Source organism: Microbacterium sp. NPDC003461 (genome assembly GCF_053588335.1).
The window spans coordinates 60,975-84,833 of sequence record NZ_JBSFPT010000007.1; the positions used below are offsets into that span (position 1 = coordinate 60,975).

The following is a 23,859-nucleotide window of genomic DNA, read 5'->3' on the forward strand; positions in this document are numbered from 1 at the left end:
AGTAAGGGCGGGTTCGGGACGTCCTGCCCACGAAGGATCGGCGCCGAACGACGGCGCCGGTGAGAGTTGGAGACGACATGACGGAGTTCGATCCGGCATACGCGGGCACGTGGATCATCGACCCGGCCCACTCGCGCTTCGGGTTCGCGGTCAAGCACGCGATGGTCTCGAAGGTGCGCGGCGCCTTCCACGACATCTCGGGCAAGCTCGTGGTCGGCGAGGGTGGCATCGACGACGCCCACGTCGAGGTCCGCGTCAAGGCCGCGAGCGTGAACACGGGCAACGAGCAGCGCGACGCGCACCTGCGCACGGGAGACTTCTTCGAGGTCGAGAAGTACCCCGAGATCACCTTCGAGTCGACGAGCTTCGACCAGGTGGGCGAGAACGCCTTCCTCGTCAACGGCGCGCTGACGATTAAGAACACGATGAAGCACGTGGGCATCCCGCTGGAGTTCACGGGCATCGGGCGCGACGCCGACGGCCGCCTGCGCGCCGGCTTCGAGGGCACCCGGCGGATCGATCGCCGCGATTTCGGCCTGGAGTGGCAGGTGCCGCTCGACGCCGGCGGCGTGCTCGTGTCGGAGCGCATCACGCTCGAGTTCGAGCTCAGCCTCATCCATCTGGAGGACGGCGAGACCGCCGACTGATCCGCATGAGGAAGGCGGGCCGCTCCCGAGGGGGCGGCCCGCCTTTCACGTGCGTGCTGCGGCTTACGCCGTGGTCAGCTCCTCGACCGTGGGGGCGCCGGCCAGCTCGTCGATGAGGTCGTCGCCGGGGCGCACCTCGTCGAACGGAGCCTGGATCTCGGCCCGCTGCAGCATCTCGGTCATCTTGCGACGACGCTGACGGGTGATCAGCGTGACGACGCGGCCGGAGTTGCCCGCGCGGCCGGTGCGGCCGGCGCGGTGCAGGTACGTCTTGTACTCGTCGGGGGCGTCGGCCTGGATCACCAGGTCGACGTCGTCCACGTGGATGCCGCGCGCGGCGACATCTGTGGCGACGAGTACGCGGGCGCGGCCCTTCATGAAGCGCTCGATGTTGCGCGTGCGCTTGGCCTGGTTCAGGTCGCCGTGCAGCGAGATCGCATCGATCCCGGCGTCGTCGAACTGCTCGGCGAGCATCTCGGCGAAGGCGCGCGTGCGGGTGAAGACGAGCGTCTTGCCCTCGCGGTCCACGAGCGCGTCGAGGATCTCGGACTTCGAGCGCTGGTCGACCACGAGCACGCGGTGATCGATCGTGCCGGTCTCCTGCGTCTCGCCGGCGACCTCGTACACCTGCGGGTCGACGAGGAACTCGTCGACGAGCGCGGCGACCTCGCGGTCGAGCGTCGCCGAGAAGAGCAGCTTCTGGCCGCCCTCGCTCGTCAGGCGCAGGATGTCCTGCACGGGCTCGAGGAAGCCGAGCTCGCACATGTGGTCGGCCTCGTCGAGCACCGAGATCTGGATCTGCGAGAGGTCCAGCTTGCCCTGGCGCTGCAGGTCGCCGATGCGACCGGGCGTGCCGATGATGATGTCGACGCCCTTCTTCAGCGCGCCCACCTGGCGCGCCTGGGGCACGCCGCCGTAGATCTGCGTGGTGAACAGGCCCACGCTGCGGGCGATCGGCTGCACGGTGCGGTCGATCTGCAGCGCGAGCTCGCGCGTCGGCGCCATGATCAGCGCGACCGGCGAGCGGCCGAACTCGCGCTTCTGACCCGCCTTGGCGCGGAGGATCTTCTCGACCAGCGGGGCGCCGAAGGCGATCGTCTTGCCCGAGCCGGTGCGGCCGCGGGCCAGCACGTCGCGACCCTCGAGGATCGACGGGGCCGTCGACGCCTGGATCGGGAACGGCTTGGAGGCACCCAGGTCGGCGAGGGCGCGGACGATGTTGTCGCCCAGGCCCAGGTCGCCGAAGGTCATCTCGGTGACGTCCTCGGCCTGCACAGCCTGCGCCTCGAGACGCTCGTGGACGACGTCGATCTGCTCCTCCTGCTGCTTGGAGCGCACGGGCGCCTCGCGGCGCTCCTGCCACGCGCGCTCGCCCTCGGTCTGGCGGCGGGCGGGGCGCTCGCCGTCGAACTCGCGGCGGGCGGGGCGCTCGTCGCGGTCGAAACGGCGGGCCGGGCGGTCGTCACGGTCGAAGCGCGGGCGCTCGTCGCGGGCCGGGCGGTCGTCGCGGCTGTAGCGGGGGCGGTCGCCCTCGAAGCGGCGGGCCGGACGCTCGTCGCGCTCGTAGCGCGGGCGCTCGGTGCGCTCGCCGTAGGAGCGGGCCGGGCGGTCGTCGCGGTTGTAGCGGGGACGCTCGGTGCGCTCGCCGTACGAGCGGACCGGGCGGTCGTCGCGGTCGAAGCGGGGGCGCTCGTCGCGCGCCGGGCGGTCGCCGTAGGAGCGGGCCGGGCGGTCGTCGCGGTTGTAGCGCGGGCGGTCGTCGCGAGCCGGGCGGTCGTCGCGGCGGAAGCCGCCGGCGCGCTCGGGGCGGTCGCCGTAGGAACGGCGCTCACCGGCGGGGCGGTCGCCGTACGTGCGACGCTCGCCGCGGTCGTTCGTGCGCTCCGGGCGACCGGCGCGGTCGTCGCGACGGGGGCCGTCGAAGCGGCGGTCGCCGGTCGAGCCGGTGCGCTCGTCGCGGGCACCCGTGCGGGCGCCGCGGTCGTCGGCCGACCAGCGGGGCTTGCGCTCGTCGTCGCGACCGTGGCCGCGGAACGGGCCTCCGGTCGACTTCTTCGCGTAGCGCGGGTCGAAGTTCTTCGGGGCGCGAGCGCCGGATCGATTGGTGTTCTTGGGCATGCGAAAGTACGCACCTTCCATAGGTGTCATGCGGCCACGTCAGGACCACACACACCCGCGCACACATACGCGGAATCCCAAAGCCGACCCCTCAGCGTACCGAACCCGCCTGGGAGAAAGCCTGTGCGGGTGGCGCGGCTCAGCCGCGCAGGGCGCGACGGCTGGTCTGCACCGGCGAGGCGTTCGGCAGCGTCCCGTGCTCGACGTGCGCCGAGGCGGCGTCGCGCGGCGCCACCGGTGCCGGACCGACCGGCGCCGCCGCGGGCGAGGGCTGCAGCGCGGGCGCCTCGGCCTCCGCACGATCCGGTGCGACCGATCCGGTCGAGGCGTCCGACCCGCCCGGCGCGGTGGGACCGTCGTCCGGGCCGTCGTCGCCGGACGGTGCCGCGCCGCCGCCGCGGCGGGCGATCCGCCGCTCCTTGGCCCCCTCGACGAGGTTGTACAGCGTGGGCAGCACGATGAGCGTGAGGAAGGTCGACGACACGAGACCGCCGATCACGACGATCGCCAGCGGCTGCGAGATGAAGCCGCCGTGCCCGGTGATGCCGAGCGCCATCGGGGTGAGCGCGAAGATCGTCGCGAGCGCCGTCATGAGGATCGGCCGCAGACGCATGGACGAGCCCACGAGCGTGGCGTCGCGCGTGCTGAGTCCGTGATGCTCGCGGTACTGGTTCACGAGGTCGACGAGCACGATGGCGTTCGTGACGACGATGCCGATGAGCATGAGCACGCCGATGAGCGAGGCGACGCCGAGCGGCACGCCCGTGACCACCTGCAGCAGGATCGCGCCGGTCGCCGCGAACGGCACCGAGACGAGCAGCAGCAGCGGCTGGCGCAGCGACTTGAAGGTCGCCACCATCACGACGTAGACGATGAGGATCGCCGCGAGCATCGCGAGGCCGAGCTGCGAGAACGACTCGGCCTGCTGCTCGGCCACGCCGCCCACCTCCGCCCGCGCGCCGTCCGGCAGGTCGACGGCGTCGAGCGCCGCGGTCACCGAGGCCGTCGCCTCCGCGAGGTTGTCGCTCGCCGGCGGCACGGTGATGGCGGCGGTGCGTCGACCCTGCACCGTCGTGATCGACGTGGGGCTGGCCGTCTCCTCCACCGTGGCGATGTCCTGCAGCTGCACCATCCCGAGCGCGCTGGGGATCTCCAGCTCGCGGAGCTCCTGGACCGTCGCCGGCGGGTCCTCGACGGCGATGTACACCGTGAGCGCCGTGTCGTCGATCTCGACGGTGCCGATCTGCTGATCGTTCATCGTGTTCGAGACGATCCCGCCGACGGCGACCTCGCTGAGGCCCCGCTGCGCGGCGGCCTCGCGGTCCACGACCACGCCGATGTACGGCAGGCTCGCGGCGAGGTCGTCCGTCACCTCGCCCACGCCGGCGCGTCCGTCCAGCTCGGCGACGATCGCGTCGGTCGCCTCCTGGAGCGTCTGCGGGTCGGGCGCAGAGACGCTGACCTCGATGTCGGTCGATCCGAACCCGGCCGCCGCGGCCACGGTGATCTCGCCCGCGTCGTCGAGGTCGGCCACGGCCTCCTGCACGTCGGCGCGCAGCGCCTCCTGGTCGACGTCGGCGTCGGTCATGATCGAGAACGTCGCCGATCCGCCGCCCGAGAACGCATCCTGCAGCGGCGATCCGGTCGATCCCACCGAGACCTGCACCGTCTCGATGCCGTCGACGCCCTCGAGCGCCTGCTCGACCTTCGCGGCGGCCTCGTCCTTGGCCTCGAGGCTCGCGCTCGGACCGAGATCCTGCGTCACGGTCATGGTGTTCTGGCCGGTGTCGCCGAGGAAGTTCACCTTCATGAGCGGGGCCATCGCGACCGTGCCGCCGAGCACGAGCACGGCGATCAGCAGCGTCACCCAGCCGTGCTTGAGCGTCCACCGCAGCACGGGCAGGTAGGCCCGCTGCAGGCGCGAGGGCGGGGCGTCGGGGCTCTCGGGGTCGATCTGCCGGCCGTTCGCGTCGAGGATCGGCTTGCCCGGCTTCATGAACCAGTACGCGAGCACCGGCACGATCGTGAGCGCCACGAAGAGCGACGCGAGCATGGCGAGGGCCACCGTCAGGGCGAACGGCCGGAACAGCTCGCCGACCATGTCGCCCACGAAGGCGATCGGCAGGAACACCGCGACCGTCGTGATCGTCGACGAGGTGATCGCCCCTGCGACCTCGCGCACGGCGAGGCGGATCGCGTCGCCCTTGTCGGCGTCGCCCACGTAGTGCCGCTTGATGTTCTCGATCACGACGATCGAGTCGTCGACGACGCGCCCGATCGAGATCGTCAGGGCGCCGAGCGTGAGCATGTTGAGGGAGTAGCCGAACGCCTGCATGCCGATGAACGCGATGAGCACGCTCGTGGGGATCGAGATCGCCGTGACGAGCGTCGAGCGGATCGACAGCAGGAACACGAGGATCACGACGACGGCGAAGACGAGACCGAGCATGCCCTCGACGGCGAGCGTCTCGATCGACTGGACGATGAACGGGGCCTGGTCGAACACGACCGTGAACTCGGCGTCGGGGAACGTCTCGCGCAGGTCCGCGACGGCGGCGAGCACGCCGTCCGAGACCTCGACGGTGTTGGCCGCCGGCAGCTTGGTGATCGAGATCGAGATGGCGTCCTCGCCGTTGACCCGCGAGATCGACGAGACGGGATCGTTCGCCAGCTCCACGCTCGCGACGTCGCCGATCGTCGTGACCTCCGGCACGATCGGCGCCCCCGTGCCGGGATCCAGCTCGGGCTCGCCGCCCGAGGGGACGAGCGGGAGCGCCGCGATGTCGTCCACGGAGGTGACCTTCGCGCCGGTCTGCACCGTGAGCGTCTCGTCGCCCTCGGTGATGTCGCCACCGGGGAACAGCACGCCGTTCTGCTCCATGGCGTCGCCGATCGCCTGGGTCGAGAAGCCGCGCGCCGCGAGTTCGGCGGTGTCGGGCGTGATCGTGATCCGCTGCCCCACGCCGCCGACGATCGACGCCGAGGCGACGCCGTCGACGTCCTCGAGCTCGGGGATGGCGGAGTTCTCGAGCTCGCCCTGCGCGTCCTCGCCCTCGCCGAAGCCGCTGACGGCGATCTGGATCACGGGCAGGTCGTCGATGCTCACCGACATCACCTGCGGATCGACGTCCTCGGGCAGCTGGGCGCGGCTGATCGCCTGCTGGATCTTCTGCTCCGCCGTGCCGAGGTCGGTGCCGTACGCGAACATCGCCTGCACGATCGACGCGTTCGTCGTGCTCGTGGCGGTCGTCGAATCGAGGTCGGGGACCGACTGGATGGCCTCCTCGATCGGCGTCGACACGTCGTTCTCCACCACCTCCGGCGAGGCGCCGGGGTAGGTGCTCATGACGATGAGCGCGGGCAGCTCGATCGACGGGATGAGCTCCTGCTTCAGGCTCGTGAGCCCGATGCCGCCGAAGACAGCGGCGCAGATGGTGATGAGCGCGATGAGGGCGCGGTTCTTGAGGCTGAGGACGGCGAGTTTCGACAAGACGGGGACTCTCGATCTCGACCGGCGGCGCCGGTCGGCACCGCCGATACGGTGCTGTATCCGACGCGATCAGTCTGACACACGGCGCGCGCGCCCCGCGCGGGGGACATCCCCCGTGTTCACGCGCCGAGCGTCAGTACTCTCGCAATCGCTCGGCGTTGTCCGTGAGCTCTCTTCCGTCAGGTGGTCGCACCGTCCATCCGTTGTTCTTCAGCACTTCCGCCGCTTCCGCCTGATGGTCGCGTACGGCGGCACGAAACTGGAAACGTCGAGCAAGTTCCCGACCGTCCTCCACAGCGCGGCGCCAACCAGGACGAGCATCGAATCCGCACTCCTGAATCAGGAACTGTACGAAGTCCTCGATCCCTGGCCTCAGCCGCCGCCCGCCCGTCGGAAAGTGCAATGCGGAAAGCGACATCGGCACCGCCCGGTGCCTGCCACTCGTATGAGTGCGGGCCAGGATGAACGACAACGAGCCACGTTCGCCATGGAACTGCCAGTGCGAGACGGGAGGTCCAGTCGTGCGACTCTCATACTCGAGCCGCACGATCGGAGCTTCCTCGAACTCAGGCGTCAGGGAGATGCGGGCCTGATCGAACTTCAGGAATCCGTCGTCGGACAGCTCGGCGAAGATCGCGAACGTCCAATGGGCAAGAACAACGTCGTCCCCGCGGAGCGCTAATGACGCCGGCCTCACCGATTCATCGTCGTCAACCGGGCAGATGCGCACTCGCCCCGTTCTCGGCAACTGTTGCGCCCGTATCCGCGCTTGTCCCGGCAGCGCCTGCCGGATCGTGTGCTCGAGCCGGGCAGCGAGGTCCTGCGCTTGACCGAGCATCCGAGGCGCGCGTCAGTCCGTCAGCTCGTTCTCACCGAGGAGGTAAGCGATCGAATCCAGCTCATCTCGAAGCGCCCACGCCCGGTCCGACAACGGGCGCGCGTGCGCTTCGCGGCGAAACTCCGCGTACGAGGTCAACCCGAGCTCACGCAGGAGCGCATCACGACGCTCGATGAGATCGCGCTCCTCGATCGTGATCACGGGTGCCATGGCGAGCCCTCCTTTGCTGTGTGCCAAGAGTAGAACACGGGCCTCCGACATTCCGTGGGATAGACGGCGATTCAGACGCCTCCATCAGCCCCCGTGTTCAGGCGCCGAACGCGGCCGCGGTCAGCAGGCCGAGCGCGGCGGCGAGCACGCACAGCAGCAGGGTGCCGACGCCGTTGCCGACGGCCGCGACGCGACGACCCGCGAGCCACAGCTCGACCGTGTCGACCGAGACGGTCGAGAACGTCGTGTAGCCGCCGAGCAGCCCGGTGGTGACGACGGTGAGGATCGGCGATCCCGCGCCGGCGAACGCGGTCGCGAGGATCGCCATGACGTAGCAGCCGCTGACGTTCACGAGCAGGATCGGCCACGGGAAGCCGCGCGAGGGGCGCAGCGCGGCGTCGATCATCCAGCGCAGACCCGCGCCGACCCCGCCGGCGAGCGCGACGGCCAGCACCTCGAGGGGGTTCACGCGTCGCCCCCGCTCGCCGCGCGGCGCCCGATGGCGTAGCCGACGGCGGCCAGCCCCGCCGGCACGGCGACGAACAGCAGCGCCCCTCCCACGACGAGCAGCAGCAGCGTGCCCGCGGCGGCGAGCGGGCTCGCCTGCGCACCGGCCTCGACCGAGCTCACCGTCACGAGCGCGAACACCGGAGCCAGCGCGCTGTACGACGTGAAGCCGCCCAGCACGCCCGTGCCGAGGAACGCGCGCAGGCGCGGTCTGTCGCCCGCCCAGCCCACGAGCACGCCCAGCAGGCCCGAGCCGAGGGCGTTGACGAGAAGGACCATCGGCAGCCCCAGGAGCGGATCGCTCGTGTCGGCCGTGAGCAGGTACCGCCCGGTCACCCCCACCGCCCCGCCGGCGACGACGAGCGGCAGCAGGCCCCACCGAAGGGGCGTGCGGCGGAAGCGGACGGTCACCCGCCCACAGTATCCCCTTGCGGATCGAGATATATCGTGTTTCACTCTTTCGTATCGAGATATATCTCGAATTCAGAGCCGGGCGATCCGGCCGTCTTGCAGGAGCGAGGACCATGGAGAAATGGCTGATCCACCCGGGCGAGAACCGGGTCATCGACGTCGAGGGCGTGCTGTCGCTCAAGATCGGCCTCGTCGGCGGGCAGATCGACGTGATCGCCCACGACGAGCCCGACGTGCGCGTCGAGATCCGCGGCGTGACCGTGAAGGACCTGCGGGTCGAGCTCTCGGGCGGCCAGCTCGAGATCGACCACCCGCAGTTGCGGTGGGACAACTTCCTCGAGGTGTTCCGCAACTTCGGCGCGGGCGGACCGCGCGCCGAGATCAGCGTGGCGGCGCCGCGCGATGTCGCGCTCACGCTGGGCGTGGTCAGCGCGACCGCTCTTGTCGCGGGTCTGCGCCGCGACGCCTCGGTCAACACCGTCTCGGGCGATGTGCTCGTCGACGGCCACGAGGGCGCGCTGCGCGTGAACGCCGTCTCGGGCGACGTGCAGGTGCGCGGCCTCACCGGCCCGTTCGACGCGCACACCGTCTCGGGCGACGTGATGGTCTCCGGCGCCGTGACGAAGGCCGACATCGACTCGGTGTCCGGCACCGCCTTCGTCGACGCCGAGGGCCCGATCGGCGCGATCTCGCTCAACGGCGTCTCGGGCGGGGCCACCTTCCGGCTCGACGCCGGCTACCCCGCCAACTACGTGCTGCGCAGCGCGAGCGGCCGGCTCACGGTCGACGGCGTGCCGCGCGGCAGCGGCGTGCCCTCCAGCTACAGCGGATCGACCGGGGAGCTCTCCGGCGCCTTCGCCGACGTCCGCGCCAACACGGTCGCCGGTGACATCACGGTGGTGCGCCGCGGCGGCGCCGGTGCCGCGGACGCCGCGAGCACCGAGGCGCCGCTGACGCCGCCGAGGGACGGTGACCTCTGATGCCCGCCGTCTTCTCGCACGGCGACCTGCGGCTGTACCTGCTGAACCTGCTGAACGAGTCGCCGCGCCACGGCTACGACATCATGCAGGCCCTCGCCGAGCGCACGGGCGGCACCTACACCCCGAGCGCCGGCACGATCTACCCCCGGCTGTCGAAGCTCGAGGAGGAGGGGCTCGTGACCAAGACCGCCGACGGCCGCAAGACGGTGTACGAGATCACCGACGCGGGCCGCGCCGAGGTGGCCTCGCGCGCGGACGACATCGCGGGCATCGAGGCGGGGCTGGCCGACTCGGTCCGGATCATCGCCGACGGCGTGCGCGCGAGCGTGCGCGAGGCGATGAAGAGCCTGCGCGCCGATCTCGCGGCGGCCGCCCACGCCGAGCGGACCTCTCCGCCGCCTGCGGCCGACGACCGCGCGCAGTCGCGCGAGCAGCTGCAGCGCGCGGAGGCCGTGGTCGCGGACTTCCGCGGCCGGGTCCGCAGCGAGCTGCGCACGCACGTCGCGCGCGGCGGGGAGCTCGCGCCCGCCGTGGTCGACGACCTCGCCCGCGCCCTCGACGAGGCGGCGCGCGAGCTCACCCGCGTGCTCAGGGGCTGAGATGGCGGTTCCCGAACCGCGGTGGCCGGCCGGCCCGCCTGGCGCACCGGCCGACCGTGGACGGATCCGGGGGTGGATCGATCGCCACCCGCGGATCCGTCGCGGCTACCGGACGACCGTGGGCACCGTCGGCGGCATCGTCACCGCGCTCGGGGTGATCCTGCTGCCGCTGCCGGGGCCCGGAGCGCTCGTGCTGCTCGGCGGTCTCGCCATCCTCGGCACGGAGTTCGCGTGGGCGCGCCGCAGCGCGGCGTGGATGCGCCGCCAGATCGCGCGGATCGCCGCCTGGTGGAAGCGGCGCCAGGAGCGCCGGCGGCGCCGCGACGGCCTCGCCGTCAGGTGAGGTCGGAGGGCGGGTACTCCTCGTCGTCGGCGAGCAGCTCGCCCTGCGGCACGACGAGCAACGGGATCGACTGGCGGTGCGAGAGGCGCGCGGCGACCGACCCCGTGAAGAACTCGCGCAGCGACTCGCCGAAGCCCCGCTTGCGCGTGCCGATCACGATGAGCTTCGCGTCGATCTTCGTCGTGAAGTGCTTCAGCGCCAGCGCCGGGTCGCCCACGAGCTGCCGGGCGGTCCATTCCGCCCTGCCGTCGAGCGCCTCCGCCGCGTGGGCCTTGACGGCCTCGAACTCCTCGGCGCCGGCGTCGACGTTGATGTCGATCGGCGCGGAGTGCACGTACCCGTCCGGGTCCTCGTAGGTGACGAAGCGCGTCACGTCGACGTGCACGACCACGAGCGGAGCGCCCATCAGCTTGGCGTATCGGGCGGCTTCTCGGAGGACTCGCGGGTTCTGATCGGGGACCGCTCCGACGACGACGGCCCCCTGCAGGGCCTTGTCCTCGTCCGGAATGCGGACGCCTCCGGCGGTCTCCGCCTGGTTCTCCGACATCGTCATCGCCCCCTTCAGGGTTGCCAGGAGGCCGGTGCTTCCAGCCCTCGTGGTATCCTCAAGTCTACTCTTTCCGGCCGTTCCGCCGGTGAATTCGATCACATCGGGGCAGCACCCGCAGCTCAATACGAGGGGGTCTCGCGCATGGGGCGTGGCCGTCAGAAGGCGAAGCACACAAAGCTCGCCCGTGAACTCAAGTCGTACAGCCCTGCCGTGGACTACAACGCGCTGGAGCGCGAACTCGGCAGCCACAACGACGACGACCTGTACGTCGACAAGTGGGCCGACGAGTACACGGACAACGACGAGGACGACGACGAGGCGGCATAAGCCATCCGTCGTGAGATCGCCGTGGGTTCCCACCCACGGCGATTTTCTCGTGCCCGGATTCAGCCGCGCCGACCCGCGCTGAGGCCAGCCGGGCTCAGGAGCTCTGCGATCCCTCGACCCACTCGAGATACTCGTCGGTGACGGTGCCCGTCACGTAGCGGCCGTCGAAGCAGCTCATGTCGAGATCGCGGAAGGCCGCCTCTCCCGTGGCGCTCTCGATGATCGCGTCGCGCAGATCGTCGACCTCCTGGTACACGAGGTAGTCGCAGCCGAGCTCCTCGGCGATCTGCGGGATCGTGCGGCCGTGCGCCACGAGCTCGTGGCGCGACGGCATGTTGATGCCGTACACGTGCGGGTGCCGCACGGGAGGGGCCGCCGACGCGAACGTCACCGTCTTCGCGCCCGCGGCGTACGCCATCTGCACGATCTGCTTGCTCGTCGTGCCGCGCACGATCGAATCGTCGATCAGCAGCACGTTCTTGCCCTGGAACTCGCTCGACATGGCGTTGAGCTTCTGGCGCACGCTCTTCTTGCGCACCGCCTGGCCCGGCATGATGAACGTGCGGCCGACGTAGCGGTTCTTGTAGAAGCCCTCGCGGTACTCGATGCCCAGCACGCGCGCCACCTCCATCGCCGCGGGACGCGACGAATCCGGGATCGGCATGACCACGTCGATGAGGCCCTCGGGCACGTGCTTCGCGATCGTCGCCGCCAGCTTCTCGCCCATGCGCAGGCGCGACTCGTACACCGAGACGCCGTTCATGATCGAGTCGGGGCGCGCGAGGTACACGTACTCGAACGAGCACGGCAGCAGCTGGGGGTCGTCGGCGCACTGCTTGGAGAACAGCTCGCCGTCGTTCGAGATGAACACCGCCTCGCCGGGCTCCACGTCGCGCACCACCTCGTAGTCCGCGTTCTCGAGCACGAGCGACTCGCTCGTGACGACCCACTCGTCGCGCCCGTCCTCGCCCGTGCGGCGGCCCAGGATGAGCGGGCGGATGCCGAACGGATCGCGGAAGGCGAGCAGGCCGTAGCCGGCGATGATCGAGATCACGGCGTACGCACCCTCGATGCGGCGCTGCGTGCGGGTGACGGCCTCGAAGATGCGCTCGGGCTCGAGGTCGACGGGGCTCGTGGTGGCCTGCAGCTCGTTGGCGAGCACGTTGAGCAGCAGCTCGGTGTCGCTGGACGAGTTGAGGTGCCGACGGTCGCGGCGGGCCATGTCGGCCGTGAGCTCGCGCGTGTTCGTGAGATTGCCGTTGTGGATGAGGACGAGGCCGTACGGCGAGTTCACGTAGAACGGCTGCGCCTCCTCCTCGGCCGACGCCGTGCCCTTCGTGGCGTAGCGCACGTGGCCGAGGCCGACGTTGCCGAGCAGCGATCGCATGTCGCGGGTTCGGAACGCCTCGCGCACCTGGCCCGGCTTCTTCTGCAGGTGCATGACGCCGTTGGGTTCGGCCGTCGCGATGCCCGTGGCGTCCTGGCCGCGGTGCTGCAGAAGGAGAAGCGCGTCGTAGATGTCCTGGTTGACCGGGGAGCTCCCGACCATTCCGACGATGCCGCACATGGGGTGGTTACTTCGTCCGTTCTCTCCGTGTCAGCGGGCCGCGTACGCGCCGACCAGGCGCACCGCGCCGCCGTCGACGCCCTTGGCGCCCTGCTCGAATCCGTCGCCCGGCGGGTCGCCGGCGCCGACCGATCCGACCTGCCAGGCCGGGATGCCGTCCTCGGCCAGCGCCGCGACGGCCGCGTCGACGACGGCCGGATCGACGACCGCGAGGAAGCCGATGCCGAGGTTCCAGGTGCCCTCGCTCGACTCGAGCGTGGTGCGGGCGATGTCGCTCAGCACGCGGAAGACGGGGCTCGGGCTCCAGGTCGACCGATCCACCTCGGCCCACGTGCCGCGGGGCAGCACGCGCGCGAGGTTGGCCGCGATGCCGCCGCCCGTGACGTGGCTGAGGCTGTGCACGCCGTCGCCGGTCTGCGCGATGAGGCGCAGCAGCGGCGAGGTGTACAGGCGCGTGGGCTCGAGCAGCGCCTCGCCCCACGTCATGCCGAGGTCGGCGGCGTGGTCGCCGTAGCCGATGCCGGCGCCCGAGAGGATGTGGCGCACGAGGGAGTAGCCGTTGGAGTGCAGGCCGCTCGAGCCGAGCGCCAGCACGGCGTCGCCGGGGCGCACGCGCTCGGCGCCGAGCACCGCGTCGGCCTCGACCACGCCGGTGGCCGCGCCGGCGACGTCGTAGTCGTCCACGCCCAGCAGGCCGGGGTGCTCCGCCGTCTCGCCGCCGACGAGGGCCGTGCCCGTCGCGCGGCACGCGTCGGCGATCCCGCGCACGATGTCGGCGATCCGCTCGGGGAACACCTTGCCGCACGCGATGTAGTCGGTCATGAACAGCGGGCGGGCGCCCACGACGACGATGTCGTCGACGACCATGCCGACCAGGTCCTGCCCGATCGTGTCGTGCTTGTCGATCGCCTGCGCGATCGCCACCTTCGTGCCGACGCCGTCGGTGCTCGTCGCCAGCAGCGGGCGACGGTAGCCCCTCAGCGCGCTGGCGTCGAACAGGCCGGCGAACCCGCCGACACCGCCGAGCACCTCCGGCCCCTGCGTGGCGCGCACCGACGACTTCATCAGCTCGACGGCGAGGTCGCCGGCGGCCGTGTCGACACCGGCCTCGGTGTACGTGGAGTTGTGCGCGGACGTGCGCGCGGAAGTGGGATCGGAGACCACGGGTCAAGACTATCTGCCGCACCCGCGTGCTGGATGCGAGGGGGCTGGACGAGGCGCGGCCGGCGGGGCCGTCCCTAGACTGACCGCATGCAGGCATCGGAGTGGCCGAGCTGGCGTGTGACCGAGGGCACGGACCTCGGCGTGCTCGTCGCGCTCTACCTGCGCGGCGCCCTGGGCGTGCGTGCGCCCGAGCAGCTCCCGTCGCTGCGCGGCGCACCCACCGGCGCCGAGGCGTCCGACGTGCTGGCCGCGCAGTGGCTGCAGTACTGGGACATGACGGTGGAGCCGCTCGCCCACCCGGCGGACGAACCGCTGGAGCTCGTCGACGGGTTCGGCGACCTCGTCGCCGTCCCGGAGAGCTCCGTGCGGCTGGCGACCGCGATCGCGCCCCTCGCGCCCGCCGCGCTCGAGTTCGCCGACGCGGCGCTCCGGCGACTGAACCTCGAGCAGCACGGCCGCGGGTCGGGCGGGGTCTGGAACAGCCTCGTCCGCGACGAGGAGAGGCGGCTCGGCCGCCCGGCGCATCCGTTCGTGCTGAACGTGCAGATCCTGCCGTTCGCGCAGCGCGGGCTCTGGCGGATCGGCGAGCTCACGATCGCGGTCAGCGACGGGCTGCGCGGCGACGTGGCCGCGTACGGCAAGGCCGTGCGGCCGATCGTGGCCGACCTCGTGTGACGGTCAGCCCTCGTCGACGATCTCGTGCACGGCGTGCGCCTGGCGCACCCGGCGGCCCACCGTGCGGTCGAGCAGCAGCGCCACGAGCATCCCGACGAGGATGCCGGCGGGCAGGCACCACAGCAGGATGAAGCCGAACGCCTGCGAGGCGCTGTACTCGATCTCGGTGTAGCGGCTCGGCTCGGACGTGCCGTCGAACACCGTCGACAGGATCATGGCCGCCGCAATGCCCAGCATGGCGCCGAGCGCGGCGAAGACGCCGTACTTCGGCGCGCGGCGGACGCCGACGAGCTCGTCGGCGCGCGCGGGGATCTGCGAGGACATGCGGCTATTCAAACACCCGAACCCTGAATGCTGCCGGTGATCTCGGGCCGCCCGCTCAGGGCCGCAACGGCAGCAGCGCGGCGATGTCGGCGCGGACCCCGGAGGCCGAGATGCGCCCCTCGGCTCGCGCCTCATCCCACCGCGCCGCGCCCGTGGCGAGGTCGATCCAGGTCGCCGCATCCATCTCGACGACGTTGGGTGGCGTGCCGCGGGTGTGCCGCGGCCCCTGAATGACCTGCGCGGCGCCGAAGGGCGGCACGCGCACCTCGACCGAGGCGCCCGGCGCCTTCTCGACGAGCAGCTGCAGCAGGTAGCGCACGGCGGTGGCGAGCTGCGGCCGGGCCGGCTTCTGGCCCGTCTCGCGCGCCGCCCGCACGGCGGCGAGCGCCTCCCGCCCGTCCCCGGTCTCGATCCGCTTCCCCATCCCCCCATTCAACAGCGGATCCGGGCACGTGCGGATCGGGCACGCGCGCGGCGGGGACCGTAGGCTGGTGCGCGTGAAGATCCTCGTCCTCGGCTCCGGCGCCCGCGAGCACGCGATCATCCTGGCCCTGCGCTCGGAGTCCACCGCTCACGAGATCCTCGCCGCGCCCGGCAACGCCGGCATCGCGCGGGACGCGACCCTGGTCACCCTCGACATGCTCGACCCCGCGGCCGTCACCGGCTTCGCGAACGAGAACGCCGTCGACCTCGTCGTGATCGGGCCCGAGGCGCCGCTCGTGGCCGGCGTCGCCGATGCGCTGCGCGAGCGCGGCATCCCGGTGTTCGGCCCCGGCCGCGCCGCCGCCCAGCTGGAGGGCTCGAAGGCGTTCGCGAAACGGATCATGGAGGCCGCGGGCGTGCCGACGGGGCGCGCGACGCACGCCGGCACCGACGAGGACGTGGCGGCAGCGCTCGACGCGTTCGGCGCGCCCTACGTCGTGAAGGCCGACGGCCTGGCCGCCGGCAAGGGCGTGATCGTGACGGAGGATCGCGCGGCGGCACTCGCCCACGCGGCGCAGTACCTGCCGAGCGGGCCGGTGCTCGTGGAGGAGTTCCTCTCGGGCCCCGAGGTCTCGCTGTTCTTCCTCAGCGACGGCGACACGGTCCGCGCCCTCAGCCCCGCCCAGGACTTCAAGCGCGCGCTCGACGGCGACGCCGGCCCGAACACCGGCGGGATGGGCGCGTACTCGCCGCTGCCGTGGCTGGCCGAGCGCTTCGGCGGCGAGGCGGAGTTCGTCGCTGAAGTGACCGAGCGGATCGCCGTGCCCGTGATCCGGCAGCTCGACGCCGAGGGAACGCCGTTCGTCGGGCTGCTGTACGCCGGCCTCATCCTCACCGACGCCGGCGTGAAGGTCATCGAGTTCAACGCCCGCTTCGGCGACCCCGAGACCCAGGTGGTGCTGCCCCGACTGCGCACCCCGCTGTCGGAGCTGCTCCTGGCCGCCGCGCGCGGCACGCTCGAGGAGGCGCCCGCGCCGGAGTTCTCGGACGACGCCGCCGTGACCGTGGTGCTCGCCAGCGAGGGCTACCCCGAGGCGCCCGTCACAGGCCGCCCGCTGACCGGGCTGGACGAGGCCGCGGCCGTCGAGGGCGTGCACCTCGCCCACGCGGCCACGCGCGCCGAGGGCGACGCACTGCTGGCCACGGGCGGCCGCGTGCTGAACGTCGTGGCGCTGGCGCCCGACTTCGCCACGGCCCGCGCCCGCGCCTACGACGCCATCGACCGCATCGGACTCGAGGGCTCGCACCACCGGCGCGACATCGCCGCCCGCGTGGGCTGACGAGGCCGCCGCCACGACGGAGGGGGACGACATGACCGACGGGATGACCTCGAGCTCGCGTCTGCGAACGATGCGGATGATCGTCTCGACCTACCTGGGCGTGATCCCGCTGATGGGCGTCGTGATGGCGTTCGTGGTGCCCGCCGAGGACCCCTGGGGCATGCCGGACGTGCTCGGGCTCGCGCTGCCGGTCGCCGTCGGCGTCGCCGCGTGGGCCGGCATCGTCACCGTCGGCCTGCGTGTGCCGCCGCTGCCCGCCTCGCACGTCGAGGTCGCACCGGGGGCCGGGGCCAGCGTGTACCAGTCGACGATGTTCGTGCGGATGGCGCTCGCGACGGCGCCGGCGCTCGTGTCGATCGCGCTGCTGTTCGCCCTGCCGCACGCGACGATGATCACGTTCGCGATCGGGGCCGTGATCTCCCTCGCGCTGCTCGCGGTCTACGCCTACCCGAACCGCTACAACGCGCGCCTCGTCGAGCGGCGCCTCGACAGCGCCGGTGCGCGGTCCGGCCTGGCCGAGGGCCTCGGACTCGGCCGCTCCCCCGAGGCGCCCACCGGCTACAGCGGCAGCGCCACCTTCCACTGACGCAGGCGTCAGGCCTCGGGCGGTGTCTCGCCGGCGCGCTCGACGAGCACGGCCAGCTGGGGGCGGTTGGCCGCGCCCAGCTTGAGCCTGGCGGCCTGGACGTGCGACTTCGCCGTCGACGGCGCGACGTGCATCGCCCGCGCGATCTGCTCGTCGCTCGCCCCGGCCGCCACGAGACGCGCGGCCTCCCGCTCGCGCTCCGTCAGCTGCGCGAACCGCGTCACCGCGTCGCGCCGCGCCTCGCCGCCCGTGCCCGCGCCGAGGCGCTGGACCAGCTCGCGCGTGTGCCGGGGCGCGAGGAACGCGTCACCGCGGGCGACGGTGAGCACCGCGTCGGCGAGGGCGTCGGGCGCCGTGTCCTTCAGCACGTAGCCGTAGGCGCCGGCCTCGAGCATGCGCAGCACGGTCTCGGTGCCCGCGACGCTCGTCATCGCGACCACCGCGGTGTCGACCTGTGCCAGCAGCTCCCTCGTCGACTCGATGCCGTCCATCACGGGCATCTGGATGTCCATCAGCACGACGTCGGGACGGTGGGCGCGGGCCAGCTCGATCGCCTCCCGGCCGTTCTCCGCGACGCCGACGACTTCGATGTCGGGCCGCGGACCGAGGATCAGCGTGACGGCCGTGCGCGCCAGGTAGTCGTCGTCCACGACCAGCACGCGCACGGGACGCTCGGGATGGTCGGTGGGCACGCGGCCACGATACCGGCCGCCGCCGACAGGATCAGGCCCGCTCGGCCCACGGCAGCCTGACGTCGACGATGAACCGCCCCTCGTGGGGGCCGATCCACGCCGAGCCGCCCGCCGACGCGGCGCGCTCGCGGATGCCGACGATCCCCTGACCGCCGCTGGGCACGCCGGCGCCGCGTGCGGCCATCGGGTTCTCGATCCGGACGCGCACGCCGCGGTCCGGCGCGGCGTCGACCGTGAGCGAGATCGGCTCCCCCGGCGCGTGCTTCAGCGCGTTGGTGAGACTCTCCTGCACGATGCGGTACGCGGCGGCGTCGAGCGCCGGGGCCACCCGATCGGCGCCGTCGATCAGCACGTAGGCGTCGATGCGGCGGCCGCCCGCGCGCAGGTCCGTCAGCAGCGGGGCGATCAGCCGGAGCGAGGCGGGAGGCGCGGGCGGCGCCTCCGCCGGCTCGGACCGCAGGCCGCCGACGACGCCGCGCACGTCCTCGAGCGCGGCGTGCGTCTGCTGCCGCACGGTGCGTGCCCAGCCGGCGAGCGACGGATCGATCGCCGGATCCGCGGCGACCTGCGCCTCGAAGGCGCTCGCCGAGAGCGCGGCGGTCGAGAGGCGGTACCCGAGGCCGTCGTGCAGGTCGCGCGCGATCCGCTCCCGCTCGGCCTGCCGCGCCAGCTGCTCGCCGAGGGCGTCGGCCCGCTCGTGCTCGCGCGCCGCCCGCGCCCGGCTGGCCGCCGCCTCGGCGCGCGTGCGCTGATGCACGACGAGCCCGCCCACGGCGCAGAGCGCGAGGGCGGCGATGACCCATCGCGCGATGTCCCAGGCGGGACCGCCCGGCGAACCCCCGTCGGCGCTGAACAGCCAGGGCAGCGCGGCGCCCCACTCGGTCAGCGACTCGCGCAGCACGAACAGCGCCACCGCCGCCACCGCGATCCCGCCGATCAGGGAGGCCCGTCGCGGCCATCGCAGCAGGGCGTGGAACACCCCGACGAGCGCGAGGGCGTACGAGACGCCGAGGATCATGAGCGCGCCGCCCGCGATGAGCACGAGCTGCGGGTGGCGGGCGCGCGCGAACACGCTCGCCCACGCGATGATCGCGGCCAGCACGAGGAGGGTGCCCGTGTCGGTGATCGAGACCTCGCGCGGCACGCCCGCGCGGAACACCGCCGCGCCCGGCACGTTCATGACGGCGCAGATGTCCCACAGGCAGCCGAGCACGAACAGGCCGGTCGACCAGCCGCCGTCGAGCAGCCGGGCGAACCGGCCGGGTCGGGAGCCCGCAGCCGTCGTCATGCTCCGAGCGTATGGCGCACCCCGGACAGCCGCCTCATCCGTCCGCCCGGCGAGATCCGGACGATCGTCCGGCCCGATCCGTGCGGACGGGGGAGGCGCCGGGGATCGACGCGGGCCGACGCTGAGGGAGTCGCGGTTCGCGGTCGTCGCAGCTCGCCGAATCCGCGATGTCCGTCGCATCCGCTATAGATGAAGAAGAACTACCCATAAATATGGGTAGAACTGCCCAGAAAGTCCCCATGCCGATCCGTCGGCACACAGCAAGGAGTCCCCATGTCCAACGACAGCACCCTGCCCCCTGCCCCTCCGCAGCCGACCGCCTCGCCCGCGGGCGCTTCCGTCCCGCCGTATGGCGCGCCGACCCAGCCCGTCGCACCGAAGCAGAACAACGTCGTGGGCCTCATCGGCCTCATCGTCGCCGCGGTCGGCTTCGTGTGCGCCGTGATTCCCGGACTGCTCGGGATCGGCTGGCTCCTCCTCCCCGTCGGCTTCATCCTCGGCATCGTCGGCGTCTGCCTGCGCGGGCGGAAGAAGGGGCTGTCCATCGCCGCGATCATCGTGGCGGTCGTCGGCACGATCGCAGGCTTCATCGCGTTCACGACCTACGCCCTGACTGCGGTCGGCGACGCGCTCGATGAGGCGTCCGGCGGCGACACGGCTGTGGTCGCCGATGAGGTGGAGGGCGAGGCGGGTGCCGAGGCCGAGGAAGCGGCCGGCGACAGCGCCGCCGCCGAGGAGGGCACCCGCGAGCACCCGCTCCCGGTCGGCAGCACGATCGCGAACGACGACTGGGAGGTCACGGTCAACAGCGTGACACTCGGCGCCACGGACGCCGTCCTCGCAGCCAACACCTTCAATTCGGCGCCGGAGGAGGGCTACGAGTACGCGCTCATCAACGTCACCGTGAAGAACCTCTCCGACGAGCCGTCGATGGCCGCCATGGTGCAGGTCGATTACGTGACCGCCGACGGCGTGACGATCGACGGGCTCGGCGACGTTTCCGTCGCCCCCGACGCGCTCGACAGCCTCGCGGAGCTCTACAAGGATGCGGCGGTGACCGGCAACATCGCCATTGCCGTGCCCAGCGCGACCGCTGCGCAGGGAACGATCGCCGTGACGCCTGGCATGTTCGCCGAGCCGGTGTTCTTCGCCGCGCAGTGAGCCCCGACGGACGGGCCGGATCCTCGCGGGTCCGGCCCGTCCGCGCGTCTCGGCGCCGGCCGCGATAATGGTGCGATGAGCGAGGCGCGCGAGATCCCCGGCTGGACGCACGTGTACTCCGGGAAGGTCCGCGACCTGTACCGGCCCGCCGATGGCGGCGACGACCGCATGCTCGTGGTCGCGTCCGACCGCGTGAGCGCGTTCGACCACGTGCTCTCCCCCGGCATCCCGGGCAAGGGTGCGCTCCTGACGGCGCTGAGCCTGTGGTGGTTCGACCAGTTGGCCGGCGCCGACGGCGGCGAGCCCGTGCCGAACCACCTGACGGGCGAGGCGCCGCCGGCCGAGGTCGCCGACCGGGCGATGATCGTCCGCTCGCTCGAGATGCTGCCCGTCGAGTGCGTCGTGCGCGGCTACCTCACCGGGTCCGGCTGGCTCGAGTATCGGGATCGGGGCACGGTGTGCGGCATCCCGCTCCCGGCAGGCCTGCAGGACGGCGACCGCCTGCCCGAGCCGATCTACACCCCCGCCTACAAGGCGCCGCTCGGCGAGCACGACGAGAACATCTCGTTCGAGCGGACCGTCGAGCTGGTCGGCGCCGAGCGCGCCGCGCAGCTGCGCGACGCCTCGCTGTCGATCTACGCGCGCGCCGCCGCGGCGGCCGAGGCGCGCGGCCTCATCCTCGCCGACACGAAGTTCGAGTTCGGCGTGGACGAGCGCGGCGTGCTGCGGCTGGCCGACGAGGTGCTCACGAGCGACTCGTCGCGCTACTGGGACCGCGCATCCTGGGAGAGCGGATCGACTCCGCAGGAGCGCATGGCGAGCTTCGACAAGCAGATCGTGCGCGACTGGCTCAGCGCCCACTGGGACAAGCAGGGCGCGCCGCCCGAGCTGCCGGCCGAGGTCATCGAGCGCACCGTCGCCCGCTACCGCGAGCTCCTCGAGCGGATGACCGCGTAGCGCTCGTCACCCGGCGGCGGGCCCGCCGCGCCGACCCGACCCGACTCGTACGCCCACATCGCCGCCTCCACGCGGTTGCGCACCCCGAGCTTGGCGAGGATGCCGCCGATGTGCGTCTTGATCGTGCCGCGGGACAAGTGCAGCCGCTCCCCGATCTCCACGTTCGTCAGGCCCTCGGCGAGCAGCGCGAGCACGTCCTCCTCGCGGAGCGTGAGCGGCTCGGCGGGCTCGGGCGCAGGGCGGCGCGCGAACTCCGCGAGCAGCCGCGTGGTGATGCGGGGAGAGATGAGCGCCTCGCCGTCGGCGGCGGCGCGCACGGCCGACGCGGCGGGCGGCGGTGCGGGCGGCCGGAACGGATGATGAGAGCGTCATGCGTCGATCGTGTCGCCCCGCGCCGCGCCCGCGCTTCGGCCATGTGGCCACACCTGCCGCGAGACAGCGGTTGCGCGCCGAGACAGCGGCGTCAGGCCACTGTCTCGGCGCGCGGTTGCTGTCTCGCGTCAGTCGCGCCCGGCGTCCGGGTCCGGCTCGCGGCGGCGACGGGGGCGGTCCTCGCCGACCGTGAGCGAGGCATCGCCCGAGGCGGTGTGGCGCGGGTCGCCGGGACCCTTGGGCTGGATCCGGCCCGGCTCGAGCGTGCGGGTGACGTCCTGGGCGCTGACGACCGGGATCTGCTCCGTCGCCGACTCGTACCATTCCGTCAGCGCCGGGTCGTCGGTGTCGATGCCCGCGCCGGCGCCCTGCTCCGGGGCGACCTCCGTCGCGCCGAAGACGAAGTCGTCGCCGTGCTCCTCGATCCCCAGGCGCACGCCCTGCGCGATCGCCGCCCGCGCGAAGCGCCGCCGCAGGATGTAGGGATCGGTGGTGAGCTCGCGCCCCCAGGCGAACATGATGCCGATCACGATGATCGCGAACGGCAGCGCCGTGACCACCATGATCGACTGCAGCCCCGACAGCGCGGTCTCGCCGCCCGCCAGCAGCAGAGCGAGTGCGGCGGCCCCCAGGAGGAGGCCCCACACGATCGTCACCCAGGTCGAGGGCTCCGGCTTGCCGCGTTGGCTCATCGAGCCCATGACGATCGCCGCCGAGTCGGCCGAGGTGACGAAGAACAGGATGATCGAGATCATCGCGAGCACCGACAGCACCACCCCGAAGGGCAGCTCGTTCAGGACCGCGAAGAGGATCGCCTCGGGGGCGCCGGCCTCGCTGATCGCGGCACCGGCCTCCTCGAAGTACATCGTGGTGCCGCCCATGATCCCGAACCACACGATGCACACCGCCGCGGGCACGACGATCACGACGGTCGCGAACTCGCGCAGCGTGCGGCCGCGCGAGATCTTGGCGATGAACATGCCGACGAACGGCGTCCACGAGACCCACCACGCCCAGTAGTAGTTCGTCCACGCCGACACGAAGGCCGCGGCGTCCTCGCCCTGCGCGGGGTTGCGCATCAGCATGGTCCACAGCTCGGCGAGGAACGCCGACACCGACGACGGGATGATGTTGAGCAGGAACAGCGTGGGCCCGGCGACGAAGATGATCACGCCGATGATCAGCGCGATCACCATGTTGATGTTCGACAGCGCGCGGATGCCGCGCTTGATGCCCGACACGGCCGACACGACGAACGCGGCGGTCAGCACCGTGACGATCACGATCAGCCCGATGTTGCCCAGCGGGCCGATGCCGGTGACGTACTCGGCGCCGCTGGCGATCTGCAGCGCGCCCATGCCGAGCGTCACCGCCGTGCCGAAGAGGGTGACGATGATCGCGAAGACGTCGATGATGGCGCCAGCCCAGCCCTCGGTGCGCTCCTTGAAGATCGGGGCGAAGATCGCCGAGATGAGCGGCGGGCGGCCCCGTCGGTACGCGGCGTAGGCGATCGCGCCGCCGACGAGCGCGTAGAAGGCCCAGGCCATCGGGCCCCAGTGCAGGATCGACTGGGCGAGCGCTACGTGCATGGCGTCGCGCGAGCCCGCCTCGGCGTCGAAGCCGTACGGCACGTCCAGGAAGTAGCCGAGCGGCTCCGCCGGCCCCCAGAACAGCAGGCCGATGCCCATGCCGGCCGAGAACAGCATGGCGATCCACGAGACGGTCGAGAACTCCGGCTCCTCGTCGTCGGCGCCGAGGCGCACGCCGCCGGTGCGCCCGTAGCCGACGACCAGCATGAAGACGATCGTGGCGATGGCCAGCACCGAGAACAGCCAGCCGAAGTTCTCCATCACCCACGCGAGCGACGCGCTGCCGGTGTCGGCGATGCTCTGCGGCGCGAGGAAGCCCCAGATCACCACGACGAGGACGAGGGCCCCCGCCAAGCCCAACACGATCCAGTTGGTGGAGAACGTCTTTCCCGTGTCCTCGACGCCGATTCCCGGAATCAGCGCAGGGTGGGTCACCTCCCGCAGCACCTTGGTGACGGGCTTCTTCGGGCGCGGTTCCTCCGGCGTCCCGGGTCGCGATGTGGCGCTCATGATCTCCGCTCGCTGATCGATCGGGTGGACGTGCCCTTCGGGACACCCTGCGCCACGGTACGGACATCGCTCCCGATGCACACCGGCTCCCCGCCGACCGTTACCTCGCCGTGACCTTTCGGCGACCGGCCCGGAACGGGTCGAAACGGCGCGGGCTGTATCGTGGATCGATTTGTTCTCCCCTGCAACAA

The 23,859-nt window shown here is 72.0% G+C and carries 25 protein-coding genes; 10 read left to right on the plus strand and 15 right to left on the minus strand.

The features are described 5' to 3' along the window. The first annotated feature begins 77 nt into the window (after positions 1-77). Entirely contained in the window at positions 78-647 is a 570-nt protein-coding gene (locus tag ACWDR7_RS04880; protein ID WP_449853803.1) for a YceI family protein, read from the plus strand. A gap of 63 nt (positions 648-710) precedes the next feature. Here the strand turns inward: ACWDR7_RS04880 and ACWDR7_RS04885 are convergent, their stop codons facing one another. From ACWDR7_RS04885 to ACWDR7_RS04910, 6 genes are all read right to left on the minus strand, one after another. Further along, positions 711-2,765, minus strand: a complete 2,055-nt coding sequence (locus tag ACWDR7_RS04885; RefSeq protein ID WP_449853804.1) for a DEAD/DEAH box helicase — start codon at positions 2,763-2,765, stop codon at positions 711-713. A gap of 139 nt (positions 2,766-2,904) precedes the next feature. Then, the gene (locus ACWDR7_RS04890; protein WP_449853805.1) at positions 2,905-6,255 is read right to left on the minus strand and encodes an efflux RND transporter permease subunit; all 3,351 of its coding nucleotides are present in this window, start codon (positions 6,253-6,255) and stop codon (positions 2,905-2,907) included. 133 nt (positions 6,256-6,388) lie between these two features. Next, complete coding sequence (locus tag ACWDR7_RS04895; RefSeq protein WP_449853806.1) at positions 6,389-7,093, minus strand: hypothetical protein; 705 nt, start codon at positions 7,091-7,093, stop codon at positions 6,389-6,391. A 12-nt stretch (positions 7,094-7,105) separates the two neighbouring features. After that, positions 7,106-7,303: a hypothetical protein gene (locus tag ACWDR7_RS04900; protein WP_449853807.1), complete on the minus strand. Its 198-nt coding sequence runs from the start codon at positions 7,301-7,303 to the stop codon at positions 7,106-7,108. A gap of 97 nt (positions 7,304-7,400) precedes the next feature. Beyond that, a complete protein-coding gene (locus ACWDR7_RS04905) occupies positions 7,401-7,772 on the minus strand; it encodes a fluoride efflux transporter FluC (protein WP_449853808.1) in 372 nt (123 codons plus the stop codon). After that, entirely contained in the window at positions 7,769-8,221 is a 453-nt protein-coding gene (locus tag ACWDR7_RS04910; protein ID WP_449853809.1) for a FluC/FEX family fluoride channel, read from the minus strand. Before ACWDR7_RS04910 ends, ACWDR7_RS04905 begins: the two co-directional genes overlap by 4 nt. 113 nt (positions 8,222-8,334) lie before the next feature. Here ACWDR7_RS04910 and ACWDR7_RS04915 point away from each other — a divergent pair, with 113 nt between their 5' ends. Genes ACWDR7_RS04915 through ACWDR7_RS04925 form a run of 3 tightly spaced genes read left to right on the plus strand, consistent with a single transcriptional unit; the run spans position 8,335 to position 10,143 of the window. Further along, positions 8,335-9,201, plus strand: a complete 867-nt coding sequence (locus ACWDR7_RS04915) for a DUF4097 family beta strand repeat-containing protein (protein WP_449853810.1) — start codon at positions 8,335-8,337, stop codon at positions 9,199-9,201. Then, positions 9,201-9,800, plus strand: a complete 600-nt coding sequence (locus ACWDR7_RS04920) for a PadR family transcriptional regulator (protein WP_449853811.1) — start codon at positions 9,201-9,203, stop codon at positions 9,798-9,800. Before ACWDR7_RS04915 ends, ACWDR7_RS04920 begins: the two co-directional genes overlap by 1 nt. A 1-nt stretch (position 9,801) precedes the next feature. Beyond that, positions 9,802-10,143 carry a TIGR02611 family protein gene (locus ACWDR7_RS04925; RefSeq protein ID WP_449853812.1) on the plus strand — a complete coding sequence of 114 codons (342 nt, stop codon included), beginning with the start codon at positions 9,802-9,804 and terminating at the stop codon, positions 10,141-10,143. Here ACWDR7_RS04925 and ACWDR7_RS04930 read toward each other — a convergent pair. Further along, positions 10,136-10,696: a universal stress protein gene (locus ACWDR7_RS04930; protein ID WP_449853813.1), complete on the minus strand. Its 561-nt coding sequence runs from the start codon at positions 10,694-10,696 to the stop codon at positions 10,136-10,138. The genes ACWDR7_RS04925 and ACWDR7_RS04930 overlap by 8 nt on opposite strands. A 138-nt stretch (positions 10,697-10,834) precedes the next feature. On the opposite strand from ACWDR7_RS04930, the gene ACWDR7_RS04935 reads away from it, so the two are divergent. Then, positions 10,835-11,020 (plus strand): DUF3073 domain-containing protein, encoded by a 186-nt coding sequence (locus ACWDR7_RS04935; protein ID WP_449853814.1) that lies wholly within the window; start codon positions 10,835-10,837, stop codon positions 11,018-11,020. Positions 11,021-11,114: 94 nt separating this feature from the next. Here the strand turns inward: ACWDR7_RS04935 and purF are convergent, their stop codons facing one another. Both purF and purM read right to left on the minus strand, forming a co-directional pair. Beyond that, positions 11,115-12,587, minus strand: a complete 1,473-nt coding sequence (gene purF, locus ACWDR7_RS04940) for an amidophosphoribosyltransferase (RefSeq protein WP_449853815.1) — start codon at positions 12,585-12,587, stop codon at positions 11,115-11,117. A gap of 30 nt (positions 12,588-12,617) precedes the next feature. Beyond that, positions 12,618-13,652, minus strand: a complete 1,035-nt coding sequence (purM, locus tag ACWDR7_RS04945) for a phosphoribosylformylglycinamidine cyclo-ligase (RefSeq protein WP_449853835.1) — start codon at positions 13,650-13,652, stop codon at positions 12,618-12,620. A 186-nt stretch (positions 13,653-13,838) separates the two neighbouring features. Here purM and ACWDR7_RS04950 point away from each other — a divergent pair, with 186 nt between their 5' ends. Then, complete coding sequence (locus ACWDR7_RS04950) at positions 13,839-14,426, plus strand: zinc-binding alcohol dehydrogenase (protein ID WP_449853816.1); 588 nt, start codon at positions 13,839-13,841, stop codon at positions 14,424-14,426. Between the two features lie 3 nt (positions 14,427-14,429). Here the strand turns inward: ACWDR7_RS04950 and ACWDR7_RS04955 are convergent, their stop codons facing one another. Then, positions 14,430-14,750 (minus strand): potassium transporter Trk, encoded by a 321-nt coding sequence (locus tag ACWDR7_RS04955; RefSeq protein WP_449853817.1) that lies wholly within the window; start codon positions 14,748-14,750, stop codon positions 14,430-14,432. 55 nt (positions 14,751-14,805) lie between these two features. Further along, positions 14,806-15,174, minus strand: coding sequence for a sterol carrier family protein (locus ACWDR7_RS04960; RefSeq protein WP_449853818.1), 369 nt, complete (start codon positions 15,172-15,174; stop codon positions 14,806-14,808). A gap of 73 nt (positions 15,175-15,247) precedes the next feature. Between ACWDR7_RS04960 and purD the strand changes: the two genes are divergently transcribed. Further along, positions 15,248-16,513 (plus strand): phosphoribosylamine--glycine ligase, encoded by a 1,266-nt coding sequence (gene purD / locus ACWDR7_RS04965; protein WP_449853819.1) that lies wholly within the window; start codon positions 15,248-15,250, stop codon positions 16,511-16,513. Positions 16,514-16,544: 31 nt separating this feature from the next. Continuing rightward, on the plus strand, positions 16,545-17,099 hold the full coding sequence (locus ACWDR7_RS04970; RefSeq protein WP_449853820.1) for a hypothetical protein: 555 nt from the start codon (positions 16,545-16,547) through the stop codon (positions 17,097-17,099). Positions 17,100-17,107: 8 nt separating this feature from the next. On the opposite strand, the gene ACWDR7_RS04975 is transcribed toward ACWDR7_RS04970, so the two are convergent. Further along, positions 17,108-17,791, minus strand: a complete 684-nt coding sequence (locus ACWDR7_RS04975; RefSeq protein WP_449853821.1) for a response regulator — start codon at positions 17,789-17,791, stop codon at positions 17,108-17,110. A gap of 31 nt (positions 17,792-17,822) precedes the next feature. Then, entirely contained in the window at positions 17,823-19,079 is a 1,257-nt protein-coding gene (locus ACWDR7_RS04980; protein WP_449853822.1) for a sensor histidine kinase, read from the minus strand. A 273-nt stretch (positions 19,080-19,352) separates the two neighbouring features. Between ACWDR7_RS04980 and ACWDR7_RS04985 the strand changes: the two genes are divergently transcribed. Continuing rightward, complete coding sequence (locus tag ACWDR7_RS04985; protein WP_449853823.1) at positions 19,353-20,240, plus strand: DUF4352 domain-containing protein; 888 nt, start codon at positions 19,353-19,355, stop codon at positions 20,238-20,240. A 75-nt stretch (positions 20,241-20,315) separates the two neighbouring features. Beyond that, positions 20,316-21,197, plus strand: coding sequence for a phosphoribosylaminoimidazolesuccinocarboxamide synthase (locus ACWDR7_RS04990; protein ID WP_449853824.1), 882 nt, complete (start codon positions 20,316-20,318; stop codon positions 21,195-21,197). Here ACWDR7_RS04990 and ACWDR7_RS04995 read toward each other — a convergent pair. Both ACWDR7_RS04995 and ACWDR7_RS05000 read right to left on the minus strand, forming a co-directional pair. After that, positions 21,164-21,514 (minus strand): response regulator transcription factor, encoded by a 351-nt coding sequence (locus tag ACWDR7_RS04995; RefSeq protein ID WP_449853825.1) that lies wholly within the window; start codon positions 21,512-21,514, stop codon positions 21,164-21,166. The two genes, ACWDR7_RS04990 and ACWDR7_RS04995, sit on opposite strands and share 34 nt — an antisense overlap. A gap of 183 nt (positions 21,515-21,697) precedes the next feature. Beyond that, positions 21,698-23,668, minus strand: coding sequence for a BCCT family transporter (locus ACWDR7_RS05000; RefSeq protein ID WP_449853826.1), 1,971 nt, complete (start codon positions 23,666-23,668; stop codon positions 21,698-21,700). Between the last annotated feature and the right edge of the window lie 191 nt (positions 23,669-23,859).

Bases quoted from the DNA above. Each gene is read 5' to 3' on its own strand.
- ACWDR7_RS04900 (WP_449853807.1), bottom strand. From the start codon at position 7,303: ATGGCACCCGTGATCACGATCGAGGAGCGCGATCTCATCGAGCGTCGT.
- ACWDR7_RS04960 (WP_449853818.1), bottom strand. From the start codon at position 15,174: ATGGGGAAGCGGATCGAGACCGGGGACGGGCGGGAGGCGCTCGCCGCC.
- ACWDR7_RS04880 (WP_449853803.1), top strand. From the start codon at position 78: ATGACGGAGTTCGATCCGGCATACGCGGGCACGTGGATCATCGACCCG.
- ACWDR7_RS04990 (WP_449853824.1), top strand. From the start codon at position 20,316: ATGAGCGAGGCGCGCGAGATCCCCGGCTGGACGCACGTGTACTCCGGG.
- ACWDR7_RS04970 (WP_449853820.1), top strand. From the start codon at position 16,545: ATGACCGACGGGATGACCTCGAGCTCGCGTCTGCGAACGATGCGGATG.
- ACWDR7_RS04895 (WP_449853806.1), bottom strand. From the start codon at position 7,093: ATGCTCGGTCAAGCGCAGGACCTCGCTGCCCGGCTCGAGCACACGATC.
- ACWDR7_RS04955 (WP_449853817.1), bottom strand. From the start codon at position 14,750: ATGTCCTCGCAGATCCCCGCGCGCGCCGACGAGCTCGTCGGCGTCCGC.
- ACWDR7_RS04885 (WP_449853804.1), bottom strand. From the start codon at position 2,765: ATGCCCAAGAACACCAATCGATCCGGCGCTCGCGCCCCGAAGAACTTC.
- ACWDR7_RS04930 (WP_449853813.1), bottom strand. From the start codon at position 10,696: ATGACGATGTCGGAGAACCAGGCGGAGACCGCCGGAGGCGTCCGCATT.
- ACWDR7_RS04920 (WP_449853811.1), top strand. From the start codon at position 9,201: ATGCCCGCCGTCTTCTCGCACGGCGACCTGCGGCTGTACCTGCTGAAC.
- ACWDR7_RS04950 (WP_449853816.1), top strand. From the start codon at position 13,839: ATGCAGGCATCGGAGTGGCCGAGCTGGCGTGTGACCGAGGGCACGGAC.
- ACWDR7_RS04980 (WP_449853822.1), bottom strand. From the start codon at position 19,079: ATGACGACGGCTGCGGGCTCCCGACCCGGCCGGTTCGCCCGGCTGCTC.
- ACWDR7_RS04985 (WP_449853823.1), top strand. From the start codon at position 19,353: ATGTCCAACGACAGCACCCTGCCCCCTGCCCCTCCGCAGCCGACCGCC.
- purM (WP_449853835.1), bottom strand. From the start codon at position 13,652: ATGAAGTCGTCGGTGCGCGCCACGCAGGGGCCGGAGGTGCTCGGCGGT.
- ACWDR7_RS04935 (WP_449853814.1), top strand. From the start codon at position 10,835: ATGGGGCGTGGCCGTCAGAAGGCGAAGCACACAAAGCTCGCCCGTGAA.
- ACWDR7_RS05000 (WP_449853826.1), bottom strand. From the start codon at position 23,668: ATGAGCGCCACATCGCGACCCGGGACGCCGGAGGAACCGCGCCCGAAG.
- purF (WP_449853815.1), bottom strand. From the start codon at position 12,587: ATGTGCGGCATCGTCGGAATGGTCGGGAGCTCCCCGGTCAACCAGGAC.
- ACWDR7_RS04925 (WP_449853812.1), top strand. From the start codon at position 9,802: ATGGCGGTTCCCGAACCGCGGTGGCCGGCCGGCCCGCCTGGCGCACCG.
- ACWDR7_RS04915 (WP_449853810.1), top strand. From the start codon at position 8,335: ATGGAGAAATGGCTGATCCACCCGGGCGAGAACCGGGTCATCGACGTC.